At 62.6% G+C, this 15,231-nt stretch carries 11 protein-coding genes; 7 read left to right on the top strand and 4 right to left on the bottom strand.

Translation table 11 applies throughout. The annotated features are described in order from the left end of the window. Nucleotides 1-43 precede the first annotated feature (43 nt). Genes flhB through LNV08_RS09605 form a run of 6 tightly spaced genes read left to right on the top strand, consistent with a single transcriptional unit; the run spans nt 44 to nt 7,964 of the window. Complete coding sequence (gene flhB / locus LNV08_RS09630; protein WP_263533473.1) at nt 44-1,216, top strand: flagellar biosynthesis protein FlhB; 1,173 nt, start codon at nt 44-46, stop codon at nt 1,214-1,216. After that, the gene (gene flhA, locus LNV08_RS09625) at nt 1,213-3,309 is read left to right on the top strand and encodes a flagellar biosynthesis protein FlhA (RefSeq protein ID WP_263533472.1); all 2,097 of its coding nucleotides are present in this window, start codon (nt 1,213-1,215) and stop codon (nt 3,307-3,309) included. Before flhB ends, flhA begins: the two co-directional genes overlap by 4 nt. Beyond that, nucleotides 3,306-4,970, top strand: a complete 1,665-nt coding sequence (gene flhF, locus LNV08_RS09620) for a flagellar biosynthesis protein FlhF (protein ID WP_263533471.1) — start codon at nt 3,306-3,308, stop codon at nt 4,968-4,970. Before flhA ends, flhF begins: the two co-directional genes overlap by 4 nt. Nucleotides 4,971-5,002: 32 nt before the next feature. Next, on the top strand, nt 5,003-5,812 hold the full coding sequence (locus LNV08_RS09615) for a MinD/ParA family protein (RefSeq protein ID WP_263533470.1): 810 nt from the start codon (nt 5,003-5,005) through the stop codon (nt 5,810-5,812). A gap of 18 nt (nt 5,813-5,830) precedes the next feature. Next, on the top strand, nt 5,831-6,544 hold the full coding sequence (locus LNV08_RS09610) for an RNA polymerase sigma factor FliA (protein WP_263533469.1): 714 nt from the start codon (nt 5,831-5,833) through the stop codon (nt 6,542-6,544). 43 nt (nt 6,545-6,587) lie between these two features. Beyond that, nucleotides 6,588-7,964: a methyl-accepting chemotaxis protein gene (locus LNV08_RS09605; protein WP_263533468.1), complete on the top strand. Its 1,377-nt coding sequence runs from the start codon at nt 6,588-6,590 to the stop codon at nt 7,962-7,964. 34 nt (nt 7,965-7,998) lie between these two features. On the opposite strand, the gene LNV08_RS09600 is transcribed toward LNV08_RS09605, so the two are convergent. From LNV08_RS09600 to LNV08_RS09590, 3 genes are read right to left on the bottom strand one after another with little or no spacing between them, the layout of a single operon-like run. Beyond that, nucleotides 7,999-9,903 carry a GGDEF domain-containing protein gene (locus LNV08_RS09600; protein ID WP_263533467.1) on the bottom strand — a complete coding sequence of 635 codons (1,905 nt, stop codon included), beginning with the start codon at nt 9,901-9,903 and terminating at the stop codon, nt 7,999-8,001. Between the two features lie 9 nt (nt 9,904-9,912). Then, nucleotides 9,913-12,165, bottom strand: a complete 2,253-nt coding sequence (locus LNV08_RS09595) for a putative bifunctional diguanylate cyclase/phosphodiesterase (protein ID WP_263533466.1) — start codon at nt 12,163-12,165, stop codon at nt 9,913-9,915. After that, complete coding sequence (locus LNV08_RS09590) at nt 12,162-12,566, bottom strand: Hpt domain-containing protein (RefSeq protein ID WP_263533465.1); 405 nt, start codon at nt 12,564-12,566, stop codon at nt 12,162-12,164. Before LNV08_RS09590 ends, LNV08_RS09595 begins: the two co-directional genes overlap by 4 nt. 332 nt (nt 12,567-12,898) lie before the next feature. Here LNV08_RS09590 and LNV08_RS09585 point away from each other — a divergent pair, with 332 nt between their 5' ends. Beyond that, entirely contained in the window at nt 12,899-14,527 is a 1,629-nt protein-coding gene (locus LNV08_RS09585; RefSeq protein ID WP_263533464.1) for a sensor histidine kinase, read from the top strand. Here the strand turns inward: LNV08_RS09585 and LNV08_RS09580 are convergent. Continuing rightward, a complete protein-coding gene (locus LNV08_RS09580; protein ID WP_263533463.1) occupies nt 14,506-15,123 on the bottom strand; it encodes a response regulator in 618 nt (205 codons plus the stop codon). The genes LNV08_RS09585 and LNV08_RS09580 overlap by 22 nt on opposite strands. Nucleotides 15,124-15,231 lie beyond the last annotated feature (108 nt).

Genomic DNA, 15,231 nt, shown 5'->3' with positions numbered 1-15,231 from the left:
ATGGCTGCACGAGATTGCACCTGCTCGTTCAACCTGATCCATCATGGCCGACCAAGACGCACAAGACAGAAATTTACCGGCCTCAGCCAAGAAGATTGAAAAATCTCGGGCCGAGGGCCAGCTGCCGCGTTCGAAGGATTTGCCTCATTTCGCGATGATGGTGGCAGCTGCCGCTGTGCTGATGGTGGGTGGGCCGGCGATCAGTGAAGCCTTGCAAAACATGCTGGGCTTTGCACTTCGTTTTGACGCGCGTATGTTGGCTCAGCCCAACTTCATGGCCGAGCGCTTGTGGGACTTGTCCCTGCGTTTTCTGATGGTGATGCTGCCCATCAGCGGCTTTTTGATGCTGGTTGCCATCGCCAGCAATATTGCCTCAGGCGGTTGGAACTGGACCATGAAACCGCTGGCGCCCAAGTTCTCCAACCTCAATCCCATCACCGGCCTGGGCCGGCTGGTGTCCGGCCAAGGCGTCGGTCAAGCGCTGAAAGCGGTTGCTTTGGCCTTGATTCTGGGCGTAATCGGGGCAATGGTTTTGAAGGACCGAATGACCACCTTCGTCGGCATCATGTCCGTGCCGCTGCCCGCCGCCTTGGTCTATGCCGGACAGCAGTTGATGGGGGGCATGACGCTGCTCGGGGTGGCGCTGGCCTTGTTCGCCGCCATCGATGTGCCCTTGCAGCAGCAGCTCTACAACCGCCGCATGCGCATGACGCGTGAAGAAGCCAAGCAGGAAATGAAAGAGGCCGAGGGTAACCAGGAGATCAAGGCCAAGATCCGCGCCAAGATGCGCGAGATTGGCCGCCGGCGCATGCTCGCCGCCGTGCCGACGGCCGACCTGATCGTGATGAATCCAACCCACTATGCGGTGGCCCTGAAGTATGACGATGCCAGCATGGCCGCGCCGCGCGTTGTGGCCAAAGGGGCGGATCTGTTGGCGATGAAGATTCGTGATCTGGCCACCGAATGCAAGGTGCCTGTTTTGCAGTCGCCGGTCTTGGCGCGGGCCCTCTATGCCCATGCCCAGATCGACCGTGAAATCCCGGTCGAATTGTTTTCGGCCGTGGCGCAGGTGCTGGCCTATGTGTATCAGTTGAAGGCCGCCATCAAGAATCGCAGCGCCAAACCTGCCATTCCCAATCCGCCGGTGCCGCCGGAACTGGATCCGCACAACAAACCGGTCCCGACGGACAGCGATCTGGAGGATGAGCCCGTATGAATGCCTTGATCGCACAACTGCAAGCCTTGCTGGGGCCGCGCGCCGGCGTACTGGGCGCCTTGGGAGCGCCGATGGCGGTCATCATGGTTTTGTCCATGATGGTGCTGCCATTGCCGCCCTTCATGCTCGACCTGATGTTCACCTTCAATATCGCGATGGCGGTGATGGTGATGATGGTGGCCGCGCACATGATCAGGCCGCTGGACTTTGCGGCCTTCCCGACCGTCTTGCTCTTGACCACCTTGCTGCGCCTGTCGCTCAACGTCGCCTCCACCCGCGTGGTGCTGCTGGAGGGGCATACCGGCACCGGAGCCGCAGGCAAGGTGATCGAGGCTTTCGGGCATTTCTTGATCGGCGGCAATTTCGCCGTCGGCTTGATCGTTTTTGCGATCCTGGTGGTGATCAACTTCATCGTGGTGACCAAGGGCGCGGAGCGCATCGCCGAGGTCGGCGCGCGATTCTCTTTGGATGCAATGCCTGGCAAGCAGATGGCGGTCGATGCCGACCTGAACGCGGGCCTGATCGACGAGAAAGAAGCCAAGCGCCGCCGCGCCGAGTTGGGCGACGAGGCCGATTTCTTCGGCTCCATGGACGGTGCCAGCAAGTTCGTGCGCGGTGACGCGGTGGCAGGCATGTTGATCCTGTTCATCAACATCATCGGCGGCTTCATCATCGGCATGGCTCAGCATGGCCTGAGTGCCAGCCAAGCGGCCGATTCCTACATCTTGCTGGCGGTCGGTGATGCCTTGGTCGCCCAAGTGCCTGCGCTGCTGATCTCGGTCGCGGCGGCCATGGTGGTGTCCCGCGTTGGCACCGACAAAGATATCGGCAGCCAGATCGGTCGTCAGGTCTTTGGTTCGGCCAAGTCCTTGGCGGTGACTTCCGGTGTGATCGGCCTCTTGGGCCTGATCCCGGGCATGCCGCACCTGGTGTTCTTGTTCATTGCCGGTGCCTTGGGCTATCTGGCTTGGTGGCTGCGGGTCAAGGATCAGCAGCAGGAGCGTGAGGCCAAAACCAATCAAGCCATCACGGCCCTGGCGCCGGCCGAGCCCAATACAGAGGCGACCTGGGACGATCTGATCCCGGTTGACACCCTGGGCCTGGAGGTCGGCTACCGGCTTATCAGCCTGGTCGACAAGACCCGCGAGGGCGACCTGCTCAGCCGCATCAAGGGCGTGCGGCGCAAGTTCGCGCAGGAGGTAGGCTTCTTGCCGCCGTCCGTGCATATCCGAGACAACCTGGAGCTGCGGCCCAGCCAGTACCGCCTGTCGCTGCGCGGTGCCGTGGTGGGCGAGGCTGAGGCCTTCCCCGGCATGTGGTTGGCCATCAACCCGGGCCAGGCGACGCAAAAACTGATAGGCACGCAGACCACCGACCCGGCCTTTGGCCTGCCGGCGGTGTGGATTGATGACAAGCAAAAGGAAATGGCGCAAATGGCCGGATTTACCGTGGTTGATTGCTCGACCGTGGTGGCCACACATCTTTCACACTTGATGCAGGTCCACGCAGCCAAGTTGCTGGGCCGCGTAGAGACCCAGGCGCTGGTCGAACACTTGACCAAACAAGCACCTCAACTGATTGAAGACGTGATACCCAAAATGATCGGCATCGCCACTTTGCAAAGAATTCTCCAGCTGTTGCTGGAAGAGGGCGTGCACATCCGTGACATGCGTTCCATCGTTGAGAGCCTGGCCGAAAATTCCACTGTGACCGACCCAGCCGAACTGGCCCGCCGCATCCGCACCCACATTTCACCTGCCATCGTGCAGCAGATCTACGGTCCGGTGAAAGAGCTGGACGTGATCGCGCTGGAGCCCGAACTGGAGCGCTTGGTCACGCAGGCCCTGAATTCGCCGCATGGCGCTGCGCTGGATCCGGGTGTGGCAGATACGCTGGCCCGCAGCGCTGCCGAGACCGCGCAGGCGCAAGAAGACCGCGGTGTGCCCGCTTGCTTGCTGGTGCCCGACCTGATCCGCGCGCCGATGGCCAGGTTGCTCAAACGCGCCGCGCCGCGCCTGAAAGTGCTGGGTCACAGCGAAATTCCTGAAACTCATTCCATCCGTATTGGTTCCATCATTGGAGGCACGGCATGAACGTCAAAAGCTTTACCGCTAAAACCTCCCGTGAGGCCATGGCCCTGGTGCGCCAGGCCTTCGGCAATGATGCCGTGGTCTTGTCCAACAAGCCTTGCGCCGGCGGCGTAGAAGTGTTGGCGATGGCGCCGGAAGGCATGTCGCAGATCGAACGCGTGGCGGCCACCGCCCCGCGTGTGGCTGCACCCAGCCGCCTGCAAGCCCGCCCCGCAGCCACCAGCGAGGCACCTGCCTCGCGCAGCTTTGCGGCCCGCACCGGCCAGCGCAGCGAGCCGAGCTTTGGCTACACCGACCCGGCTTCCGCGGTCGGCGATGACGTCCAAACTTTGGCGATGAGCACCTTGTCTTTTCAGGACTATGTGCGCGAGCGGGTGCTCAAGCGTCGCCAGGCCGAGTTGGACGGCGTGCCCGATCCACTTGCTCCGCCCATGATGATGGACCGCCCGCAAGACGCGCCCGGCGTCAGTTCCTTGAATGCGGCACGCCAACAGCGCGCCCAGAACGCCTTGCAAGCGATGCAACCCCGCCGTGCCGAGCCGGTAGCACCGCCGCCAGCCCCGGCCCAGCGCCGTGCGCCGCCGGTGTTGCGCGACGAAATCCGTGTGCCGGCGCAGCAACGTGAATTTGCCGATCTGTCTGGTTTGGGTAATGCAGGCGAGCTGAACGACTTGCCCGGCCGTGGCCGTCGCGATCAACAAGACATGATGAACGAGCTGCGTTCGATGAAGGGCATGATCGAAGAGCGTTTCGGCGCCCTGGCCTTTATGGAAAAACTGCAGCGTCAGCCCATCCAGGCCCGCTTGACGCAGAAGCTGTTGGAGATTGGCTTTTCGCCCGCCTTGGTGCGCAAGCTGGTCGAGGGCTGCCCGGCCGAGTTCAAGGGCGGCCCCGGCGAGGCTGCCGATGAAACGAGCTGGGCCGCCAACGTGCTGTCGCGCAATCTGCAGACCGACGAGCACAGCCCGGCGCTGGAAGAGCAGGGCGGCGTGTTCGCGCTGATCGGCTCCACCGGTGTGGGCAAGACCACCACGACCGCCAAGTTGGCAGCTGCATTCGCCACCCGTCATGGCGCAGCGCACCTGGGTCTGATTACGCTGGACGCGTACCGGGTCGGTGCCCATGAGCAGCTGCGCGCCTATGGCCGCATCCTCGGCGTGCCGGTACATACCGCGCATGACAAGGCCTCGCTGGAAGATCTGCTGGAACTGCTTTCGAGCAAGAAGATGGTGCTGATCGACACAGCAGGCATGGCTCAGCGCGACAGCCGAACTAATGAGTTACTGGACATGCTGGCACACCGCAGCGTGCGCAAGATCCTGGTCATCAATGCCGCTCAGCAAGGCGAGACGATCGAGGATGTGGTCAGCGCCTGGCGCGCCAGTGATTGCCACGGCGTTGTGCTGTCCAAGATCGACGAGGCCGTCAAGCTGGCCCCGGCGCTGGATACCTTGATCCGCCACAAGCTCAAGGTGCTGGGCGTCACCAACGGCCAGCGCGTGCCGGAAGACTGGCATCGTCTGACAAGCCAGGCCTTGGTGCAACGCGCCTTGCGTGCGGCCGCAGCCGGTGCTTGGCGCATGGACAGCGCCGATGTGAATTTGATCTTTGCCGGGGGGCCCGCGCTTGGCCTCAAGCATCCCGCTGCCATGGGTGCTTTCTAGTCCCCACTTCACAAGAGATACAGGACAACATCATGCGCGACGCTCACCGTACACATTCCCCGCAGGACCAGGCCGACGGCCTGCGCCGGCTTTTCGCCAGTTCAAGGGTGCGCTTCATCCCCGTCGTCAGCAACCCCCATGTGGTCGGTGGTGGCGTGCTGCTCGAAGGCCTGTGCGCGGCCTTTGCCGAGCTCGGCCTGCATACCTTGGTGGTTGACGCTGGCGAGAGCGCGCCTGTCCCATCGGAGCTGGCCTCGGTCGACTTGAGTGCCTGTGTTGAGCGTCTGTCCAAGGATGTGTCCTACTTGGCGGCTCGCGGCCTGCCGATGCGCTATATCAATGCCAATGGCTCGGCCGCCCAGTTTCTGGAAGTGGTCAGCGATGCGGCACCGTTTGCCGATGTCGTGCTGCTGCACGCCAGCGCCGCCGAATTGGCGCGCGTGGTGGCGCTGCGCGAAGTGCGGCCGGTCTTGTTGGCCGATACCGACAGCATGAGCGTGACGCATGCCTACGCTGGCATGAAATGGTTGGCCAGCCGCGCAGGTCTGATGGTCTACAGCCTGCTGCTCGCTTGCTCGCCGCAACTGCGTTTGTCCGATCGCATTGCCCAGCAGATCAGCAGCTGCGCCGATGGTTTCCTCGGCGCCGTGCTACGCGACTGGGCCTGTATGGATCCGAAGAGCCCGTCGAGTGCCCCGATTTCCGCCGAGATCCGCCATTTGGCGCGTGAGCTTTTGATGGCCGCCCCCCCCGGCGCCGCCTTGGAAGCCTCGGTCAATGCCAGTCCTCTGCGCCCGCCCGTGCGAGCCCAGATGCACCGTGCCGCTGTTGCCACTGTTTGATTGCCGCTGGAGCTGATGATGTATACCGCCAAAGGCCGCCTCGATAATTCCTCCTTGATTCGGCAATACAGCCCTTTGGTACGCCGCTTGGCGCATCAAATGATTGCCAAGCTGCCCGCCAATATCGAAATTGACGACCTGATCCAGGTCGGCCTTATCGGTTTGACGGATGCGCTGAGCCGCTTCGACATCGGTCAAGGCGTGCAGTTCGAGACCTTCGCGACGCAGCGCATTCGAGGCGCCATGCTGGACGAGTTGCGCGGCGGCGACTGGATGAGCCGCGGCTCGCGGCGCCAACAGCGTGAAATTGAAAGCGCTGTGCGCAAGCTGGAGCAAAAGCTCGGCCGCGCGCCGCTGGAGAGCGAAATCGCCATCGAGATGGGTGTGCCGCTGGAAGAGTACCAAGACCTATTGGGCAAGGTGCGCGGTACCCAGCTGGTCTATTTGGAGGACATGTCTGGCGACGAGGGCGATGAGGACTTCCTCGACCGTCATGTGGCCGACCATGCCAATAACCCCTTACTCAAGCTGCAAGACCACCGCATGCGCGAAGCGCTGGTGGCGGCGATCAAGAACCTGCCCGAGCGCGAGCAATACATGATGAGCATGTATTACGAGCACGATATGAACTTGAAAGAAATCGCGGTCGTGCTGAAGGTCACCGAGTCGCGTGTTTGTCAGTTGCACAGTCAGGCGATCGCTCGTTTGCGCGTTAAGCTGCGGGACTGGTAAAGGTATTGTCAGCGGCCGATGAAGGCCTGGAGCGGGAGAATCAATGTCATTGATGTGGTGGAAGCGCCGATCTGAAACTGCCCAGCCCGCTGTGCCTGCGGCATCAGGTGCGTTGGATGCCTTGGCCAAGTTGGAGGCCGAGCCTTTGATGGCGCTGATCCGCAAGGTGGCCCGTTCGGTTTCAAGTGTCGGCAAAGATGCCGCCGAAGTGCGCGGTGTTTTGGAAGATACCCAAAAAGTGGTCGTCGCTCAATGCGAGGCGATGGGAGCCTTGTCCAGCGATTTGGCCCTGGTGCGCGGCGCTCAGCAGGCCATCAGTCATTCGACCGAACAGTCACGCAGCGCGGTCAGCCGAGCGGCCCACGCCTTGGAAGGGGTGGGCAACGAGGTCGGCGGCATTGTGCAGACGCTTCGGCAAGTGTCGGACGCCGCGTCCGAAATCACCAAAATCGCGCTGCAAACCCGTTTAGTGGCTTTCAATGCCTCGGTCGAGGCGGGCCGCGCCGGTGAGGCGGGCAAAGGTTTTGGCGTCGTGGCCGATGCGGTCAAGGCCTTGGCCGGGCAGGTCGAGAACTCATCCAAGTCCATCATGGGCACGGTCGCAAATCTGGATGCCCGCATCGAGCTCTTCAGCCGCGAACTGCGCAACGATCCCAATCAAACCCAAAAGAGTCTGATCCATCAAGCCTTCGCGGATGTGCAGGCCGACGTGGGTCGGATTGCCGATTCGGCCAGCCAAAGTGCACTGACGATCGATTCCTTGTCCGGCCGTGCGGCCGAGCTGGAGCAGGAGGTTCAGCAGGCGATGATCAGCCTGGATACGGCTTTTGCGTGCAGCGACCGATTCCTGAAAATGTCCGAGCAGTTGATCGAGCAGATTGCCGGCTCTGGTGTCGAGGTCGATGACGCGCCCTATATTCGTGCCGCGCAGGGCGCGGCCTTGGAGATCTCGACGCTGTTAGAACAAGCCTTGAAGACGGGCGCCATCAAGCCTGCGCAATTGTTCGATGACAACTACCGGCCGCTTGCAGGCTCCAATCCTGCCCAGCATGTGACCGGCTTTGTTGATTTGGCCGATCGGCAGTTTCCGGCGGTGCAGGAAAAGCTGCTCAGCCTCAGCGACAAGGTGGTCTATTGCATTGCCGTGGACCGCAATGGTTATGTGGCGACGCACAACAAAAAATACTGCCAGCCGCAACGCGCCGGCGATGTGGTGTGGAACACCGCCAACAGCCGCTACCGGCGAATTTTTAATGACCGCACCGGCCTCGCTTCAGCGCGCAATCAGCGGCCATTTCTGCTGCAAACCTATCGCCGCGATATGGGCGGTGGCCGCTTCGTGCTGCTCAAAGAGGTCTCCGCGCCTATCGAGGTCAATGGCAAACACTGGGGCGGGCTGCGGCTGGCGTTTAACTTCTAGCGCTAGCCAAGGCAAGGCAAGACTTGCCCCGCAGTCAAGGCGCCACGCAAGCCCGGTTCTTGCCCGTGTGCTTGGCCTCGTACAAGGCCAGATCGGCCCGGTCGAGGGCGGCCTCTAATGTTTCACCCAGACGGTAATGGGTGACCCCGGCGGAGAAGGTGACAAACACGTCCTTGCCCTCATGCATGAACAAGCTGGCTGACAAGGCGCGTTGCAGGCGCTGCAATACCGCCTGTGCTTCGTCCAGCGGCGTGTTGGGCAGCATCAAGACAAACTCCTCGCCGCCGTAGCGGGCAACCAAGTCGCCGGGCCGCAGCTCGTTGGAGACGCGTTCGGCCAATGACTTCAAGGCGATGTCACCGGCGCCATGGCCCAGCGTGTCGTTCAGGCGTTTGAAGTTGTCAATGTCCAGCAGAGCGAGCGCGATTTTTGCGCTCTCGGCGGCCTCGGGATTGTCTTCGCCGCTGCCGCGCTCCAGCTTGGCCTGCTCGGTTGCAAAGGCCGCCAGCAGACCGCGGCGGTTGGCTATTTGCGTCAGCTGATCGGTCTGCACCTCGCTCGACATGCGGCGCAACTCGCCCTCCAGCTCGACCACCTTCTGGCTCAAATTACTGGCCCGCTCATGTTCCAGGCTCAAGCGGTCTTGCGTCTGACGCACCAGCGACTGCACGCTGCGGCTTTCTTCCACCATCTCGCGCACCACACCCGCCAGGCTTTCCAGCGAGTCGGCTTTTTCAATCACCTCGGCGTAGCGGCCGATGCTGTTCTGGAAACGGTCGGTGTGTTGCCCCAATTCGCCCAATTCGGCGAGCATTTGGTGGATCAGAGACTTCAGTGAATCGCGGGCCCGGCTGCGTTCATCGCGCAGCTGGCGCTGGCGCTCGCGCGTGCCGCCTAGCATTTCGGTCACGGAGCGCACACCGCGGCCGCTCAAACCCTGCTCCAGTGTGTCGTTCATGGCCTCGCATTGACCGCGCGCCCAGGAGTCGTCCTCGGCGAGGTCCACCAGGCTGGCACTGAGTTCGCGGCACAGTTGGCCCAACTCGCCAAACATATGTTGGCGGTGATCGAGCATGTGGCGGGCGCGCAGGCACAGCGCTTCAATATGCGCGGCGGCTTGTGGCGTGGCGCCATCGCTCAACAGTGCGCGATGCGCCAAATCTAATTCGGCCATCAAGGCGTCTGCATAACCTTCGGGGCTCTTCAGGGCATGTTGCACGGTGCCGTGCAGCGAAGTTTCGACCGCAGGCCATTGCTCGGTCATGCTGCCCAGGGCGGCGGGACCAGCGGCGTGCGTTGAAGTCAGATCCTGCGCAAGTCCCTGTCCATCGCTTGCGTCCAGTTCGCCGAGCCCAAAGTCATCGCCAGTGAAGAACTGGCTGGGCGTGCCTCCGCTGTCTTCGCCGTTGGTGTCAACGCTGGCGTCGGCGGTGTCCGAATCCCAGCTATTGACCAAGGCCCGCATGCGCTTGAGCAGGCGCTGTGTATCGCTGCGATTGCCTTCGAGCACCCGCTGCACGCCGTCCTTTTTCTTCGCCATCGTCCATTGGCGCCCGCCGCGCTCAAGGCCCCGGACCAAGCGCTCTATCACTTGCGCCCAGGCCTCGGCCTGGGCTGCCGGGCCTTCGCTTTGCTGCAGGCTTTCGACCTGGCGGATCGCATCGGCCCAACGCAGCTCGCGCATGCATACCTGCAAATCCAGGCGGGTCTGGCTGCTGCTCACGCCCAAGGCCAGCAGCTTGGCGACCAAGGTCAGGACGGGCTCGGGCAGGGCGGCAGGGGCCGCTTCGGTCCCGGACTCGACCGCATAGGCGCGGGCGTAATTCTCAGGCGTGGGCTCCAGCTGTGCTTGCGCCAGTCGAACCAAGGCAGCCTTGGCAATTTGCGCAGCCGGCGCGCCGGTTGGCACCCGTGCCGCAGGGGGGCGACGCTCATCCATCGGTTACTCCTATCGAATGCCGCCGGTGGGGCGCTGGGCGTCTGACGGGTTGAACTCCAGGCCTGCAATCGGGTCGGCACTGGCCCGGGCAATCCAGGGTGCTTTGCGCGGCAGCACCGTTTGCGCCAGCCAAAGCTCAACCTCCTCGGGCGGCAGCGGTTTGCTGAATAAAAAGCCCTGCATCAGGCTGCAACCTAGGCGGTGCAAGACATCCATTTGCCGCATGGTCTCAACACCTTCGGCAATCACACGCAGCCCCATGGCGCGGGCCAGCGCAATGATGGCGGTGACGACGGCCGAGCTTTGCGGCGTGATGCCCAGATCGCGCACAAAGGTGCGGTCGATCTTGACCTCGGAAATTGGCAGTGTGGTCAGGTAGGCCAGCGAGGAGTAGCCGGTGCCGAAGTCGTCAATGGAGATCTCCACCCCGACCTCGTTCAGCCGGTGCAGCGACGGGATGACGTTTTGCAAGTCCTTCATCAAATTGTTTTCGGTGATCTCCAACTGGATCGCCCGGTGCGGCACGCCGTAAGCGCTGACGCATTGATGAATATGCTCGACCAAGTCGGAGCGCTCGAACATGCGGCTGGGTAAATTGACGGCGATCGAGTCGGCAAAGCCGAAGTTCAGCTGCCAAACCTTCGCCTGCCGGGCGGCTTCTTTCAGCGCCCATTCGGACAGCGGCACGATCAAGCCGGTTTCTTCGGCCAGCGGAATGAAATCGCCCGGAGGAATCAGCTTGCCATCGCGCTTCCAGCGCATCAGCGCCTCGGCGCCGACCATGCGTGCGCCGCGCACATCGACTTTGGGCTGGTAATGCAGCACGATTTCACCGCGCTCCAAGGCCTTGTGAAGCGCGCTCTCCAGCTCCAGCTTTTTGCGCCCGCTGCCGTCCAACTGCGGCGTGTAGATGGCCGAGGCATTGCGGCCCTGCGCCTTCACCGCATACATGGCAACGTCGGAGTTGCGCAGCAACTCGGCCATGGTCTGACCATCTCTGGGGAATAGCGCGATGCCTATGCTGGCGGTCACAAAGCATTCCTGGCCGGACAAGAAGATCGGCTCCCGCAAGGCTTCCAGCACCCGGTCTGCGACACGCTCGGCGTCGCTCTCACCGGCCACCTCGGGCAACAGGGCCACGAACTCATCGCCGCCCAGTCTGCCCACCGCTTCCAGTGTGCGGTGGGAGCGCCCGCCAATGGTCTCCAGCATGCCCTCCATGACCTGGTCGGAATGCCTGACGCAGCCGCGCAAACGCCGGCCCACTTCGACCAGCAGCTCGTCGCCAGCCGCGTGGCCCAAGGTGTCGTTGATGATCTTGAAGCGGTCCAGGTCGATCAGCAGCAGGCCGACCTCATGGCCACCCTTGCGGGCTTGCTCGATCGCTCGCTCCACCCGCCAGATCAGCTGGCGCCGATTGGGCAGGCCTGTCAGCGCATCGAAATGGGCGAGCTGACGAATGCGGTCTTCGGCATGGCGGCGGTCGGTGACGTCTTGCATCACGCCGGTGTAGCCATTGGCATTGCCGAGTTCGTTGAACTCGGGCTCGGCTTCGATATGGACCACCCGTTGGCGGCCGTCCAGCAGCGTGACGGTGAGGTCGGTCACCAGCACCGAGTTGTGTGCCATCACATCGCGCAGCAAACGCAGGAACAAGGCACGTTCCTCATGCGGCACCATGCGCATCACGCCGATGAAATCCAGGCCTTCATGCGGCCCCCGGCTGAAGACGCGCAAGGCCTCGGCAGCGAGGTGGAAGCCGCCGCCCGCGTGCCACTCGAAGCTGCCCATGCGGGCCAGGTCTTGGGCGCGCGCCAGCCTCGCCTTGCTGCGCTCCAGCTCAATGCGGGTGCGCGAGGAGCGCAGCAAATAGCGCAGTCGTCCGGCCAGCAAGCTCCACTGCGTTGATTTGACAAAAAAATCGGTCGCGCCAACCTGGTAGGCCAAGCTGATCGACGCATCATCATCGAGACCGGTCAACATCAGCACCGGCGTTGACTCCAGGCCGGGTTTTTCGCGCAGCAGCTTGCAGGTCTCGAAGCCGTCGAGCTCGGGCATCATCGCGTCCAGCACGATCATGTCCGGCGACATGGCGGCCATCAGGGCCAGCGCCTCGCGTCCACTGCGTGCTTCGGTGATTTCGAAACCGCGTCCGCGCAGGGCGACGGCGGTCAGCAGCAAATTGACCTCGTCGTCATCGACGAGCAGCACTTTGGGCTGCTCCAGTAATTCGTCTTCTAGATGGGGCGGGGCGGCGTTCATGGAATATTGGGCAGCAGGCTCAGCAGAGCCTGCCTGACTTGGATCACTTGCGCGAGCATACCGTCTAGCAAGGGCTCCAATCCATCTGTTTGGCCAATCCTCGCCAATGTTTCGATCTCGGCGCAGCGCTCGGCCAAATCGAGGGCGCCCAAGCTGGCCGAGGACGACTTCAAGGTGTGGCAAACATGACGCACCACGTTCGGGTCTAACTTGTCGCCGCGCGCGCTCTCAAGCTCGGGCAGCAGGCGCTCAAGTGATTTCACATAGGCCGTAATCACGCGCTCCATCAGCTTGTTGGCGCCATTGGGGTCGAGTTCTTGCAGGCGCGCCAAGGCTTGCGCGTCGAGGCAAAAATTGGCCGCAGAGGCGGAATGTTGATCGGGGTTCGGTGTGGACGGCATGGGGCTTCCATTTTTGGCGGGCGGGTGCTGGCGTCAAAACTGTTTATCTCTACGGCATTGTCCTCGTTTGGCTTTGACTATGAATTGCTGTCCAGCATAAGCGCTGTGCTTGAATCTGAAGGCCTGTATCTGATAAGTTAGGGCGCTCATCGCACCGATCCAGGGCCAGCAATGCAAGTCGCGTGGCTGGGCTCGCCGCAAGCTTGGCAACTGCGGCCTGAATCCGGTATCGGCGCGGCCGCGTTTAACTTGAGGGCTCGGTCCTTGCTTGATCGTTGTTGGCAAGGCCCGCGTGCGCAAAAAAGGCAATTTGCATCCCTACAATGTTCCTTATGAACAGTCTCAGCGATGCCCGCATCAGTAGCCGCCGCTTGCCCGGCCGGGGTGTCGCGCTTTTGCTGGGGCTGAGCTTGGCGGCTGGGGTGCTTTGCCTATTGGCTTTGGTATTGGCATTGCGCCAAGGTGAGGGTCTGGGGCTGCTGGCGCTGTTGTTGACGGGGCTGTGCACAGCCTTGGTCTTGTTGGTCGTCGCGGCCTTGGCTTGGCATATCGGCGTGCGCTTGACGCGCCAGCAGCTTTCTGAAGCGCTGCGCGAGGCGCGCATGCAGGCCCAGATGTTGGCGCAGCTTCAACCTCATTGTCAGTGGGCGAGCGATGCCCAGCACCGTCTGGTGCGCTGGCAGGCGCCGCAAGCAGTGCTGAGTTCGCGTTGGGCGGGTGCTGCCGCACCGCAAGCGTTGTGGGAGCGCTTCGGTCTGCTTGACGGCGGTGCCCAACCCTTGCGTGAACTGCTTGAAACGCAGGCAGCGCATTTGGACCTGCAGATTGTGTGTGGCGACGGTAGCGGGGCGCGCTGGCGCTTACGCGCCATCGCCTGTTCGGACGAGCAAGGCCGCTTCAGCGGCTATTGCGGGACGGCCGAGGCGCTGCCGCAGGCTTCGCACGCCGACAGCGATAGGCGCTGGATGGAGGCCTTGCCCGGGCCGGCCTGGCTCTTGGCTGATGATGCGTCCGCTAAGGGTGATGGCAAGGTGCTGGCTCAGAACAGCCAGGCGGCGGCTTTGAGCGCTGGGGCAGGCGCGGTGGGCGCCAGCTGGGCCGACTGTTTGAGCCGTTTGCCCGAGCCAGTGGCGGCGGCCATGGCCGTGCAAGCTGCACAAAACCCAGGCCCGCCAAACAGCTTTGCGGACGAGGGTGGCAGCTACAAACTGCTGGCCCTGTGGCCGCAGTCGGCGCAAGCCGGCCCCTTGGCGCGGCCCGAGTCGGGCATGTCACCCCAGGCGCAGCAAATGGCGCATGAGCACGAGTCTTTCAGCTTTACCGTGTCGCATGATTTGCGCGCACCGCTGCGTGTGGTGGAGGGTTTTACCCGCATCTTGAAGGAAGACTACGGCCGCCTGTTGGACCGCATCGGCAACGACCATCTGGACCGGGTGATGGGGGCGGCGGCGCGCATGAACAGCATGATCGATTCGCTGCTCTCGCTGGCGCAGCTGTCGGCCCAGCCCTTGGCGCGCCAACCGGTCAATTTGTCACAGCTGGCCGGCTTTGTGGTCGAAGAGCTGGCCCGCAGCAGTCCCGAGCGCAAGGTCCATGTCCATATCCAGCCGCATATGCTGGTGCAGGGCGACCCTACCCTGTTGCGCATGGTGCTGGAGAACTTGCTGGGCAATGCCTGGAAGTACAGCGGCAAATGCATGCAGCCCATTATCCGTTTCGAGGCCCAACAAGAAGACGGTAAGTGGATCTACCGTGTCAGCGACAACGGCGCGGGTTTCGATATGCGATTTGCCGACCGCTTGTTCGGTGTCTTTCAGCGTCTACACAGTGCCAGTGAATTCCAAGGCACCGGCGTGGGTCTGGCTTCGGTGCGGCGCATCGTGCGCCGCCATGGCGGCGAGATCTGGGCTGAGGCCGTCGTCGGCGAAGGCGCGCAGTTCTACTTCACGCTGGCGGGCTGAGCCAGCATCTCGACTGCCTCGACCAGCAGCCGGGCTTGCAACTCAGTATCACGACCCTCGGCGGCGGCCAGCTTTTGCAGCCGCTCCAGCGCGTCCTGGCGCGACAAAGAATAGCGGTGCATCAACACGCCGACGGCGACCGGCAGCAGCTCTTGCAACACCGCTTGAGTCACCTGTGCCACCGGCGTTACCGGTGCGACAGCGGGCGGGCTTGCCGTTGCTGCCTGCTTGCGGTTGGCAAAGGCGGCTTCGACGGCCGGCACGATCTGATGAATGTCCAGCGGCTTGACCAGATAGGCCACCGCACCCAATTCCTTGACCTTGGCGACGGTTTCTTCGTCAGCAAAAGCGGACAGGAACATAAAGGGAATGTGCAGGTATTCGCGCAAGTATGCGGCGACATCGAAGCCGCTCAGGCCTTCCATGCGAATGTCCAGCAAGGCGAGTTCGGGTCGGTGCTCACGCGCCAGCAAAATGGCGTCGTCGCCATTGTCGGCATCAATGACCTCGAAGCCGGCTTGCGCCAGACCATAGGTCAGCGTCGCCAGTACCAGGCGGTCGTCGTCTACGACAAGAATCTTGCCCTTGTTGCTCACCGTTGGAGGTCCCCCGCTGTGCTGCGTCTTCTGTGTCTTGGTGGGCTGCTGGCCCACCTTGTTTGCCGCATTGTCGCCCAAACTGGGCTTCGGTGGTCGGCGAGCCCA

This window comes from Paucibacter sp. TC2R-5, assembly GCF_025717605.1.
Lineage (GTDB): Bacteria > Pseudomonadota > Gammaproteobacteria > Burkholderiales > Burkholderiaceae_C > Paucibacter_A > Paucibacter_A albus.
Note: the sequence above shows the minus strand (reverse complement) of the source record. Positions and strands in the feature narration are given on the sequence as shown.

Bases quoted from the DNA above. Each gene is read 5' to 3' on its own strand.
- flhB (WP_263533473.1), top strand. From the start codon at position 44: ATGGCCGACCAAGACGCACAAGACAGAAATTTACCGGCCTCAGCCAAG.
- flhA (WP_263533472.1), top strand. From the start codon at position 1,213: ATGAATGCCTTGATCGCACAACTGCAAGCCTTGCTGGGGCCGCGCGCC.
- flhF (WP_263533471.1), top strand. From the start codon at position 3,306: ATGAACGTCAAAAGCTTTACCGCTAAAACCTCCCGTGAGGCCATGGCC.
- LNV08_RS09615 (WP_263533470.1), top strand. From the start codon at position 5,003: ATGCGCGACGCTCACCGTACACATTCCCCGCAGGACCAGGCCGACGGC.
- LNV08_RS09610 (WP_263533469.1), top strand. From the start codon at position 5,831: ATGTATACCGCCAAAGGCCGCCTCGATAATTCCTCCTTGATTCGGCAA.
- LNV08_RS09605 (WP_263533468.1), top strand. From the start codon at position 6,588: ATGTCATTGATGTGGTGGAAGCGCCGATCTGAAACTGCCCAGCCCGCT.
- LNV08_RS09600 (WP_263533467.1), bottom strand. From the start codon at position 9,903: ATGGATGAGCGTCGCCCCCCTGCGGCACGGGTGCCAACCGGCGCGCCG.
- LNV08_RS09595 (WP_263533466.1), bottom strand. From the start codon at position 12,165: ATGAACGCCGCCCCGCCCCATCTAGAAGACGAATTACTGGAGCAGCCC.
- LNV08_RS09590 (WP_263533465.1), bottom strand. From the start codon at position 12,566: ATGCCGTCCACACCGAACCCCGATCAACATTCCGCCTCTGCGGCCAAT.
- LNV08_RS09585 (WP_263533464.1), top strand. From the start codon at position 12,899: ATGAACAGTCTCAGCGATGCCCGCATCAGTAGCCGCCGCTTGCCCGGC.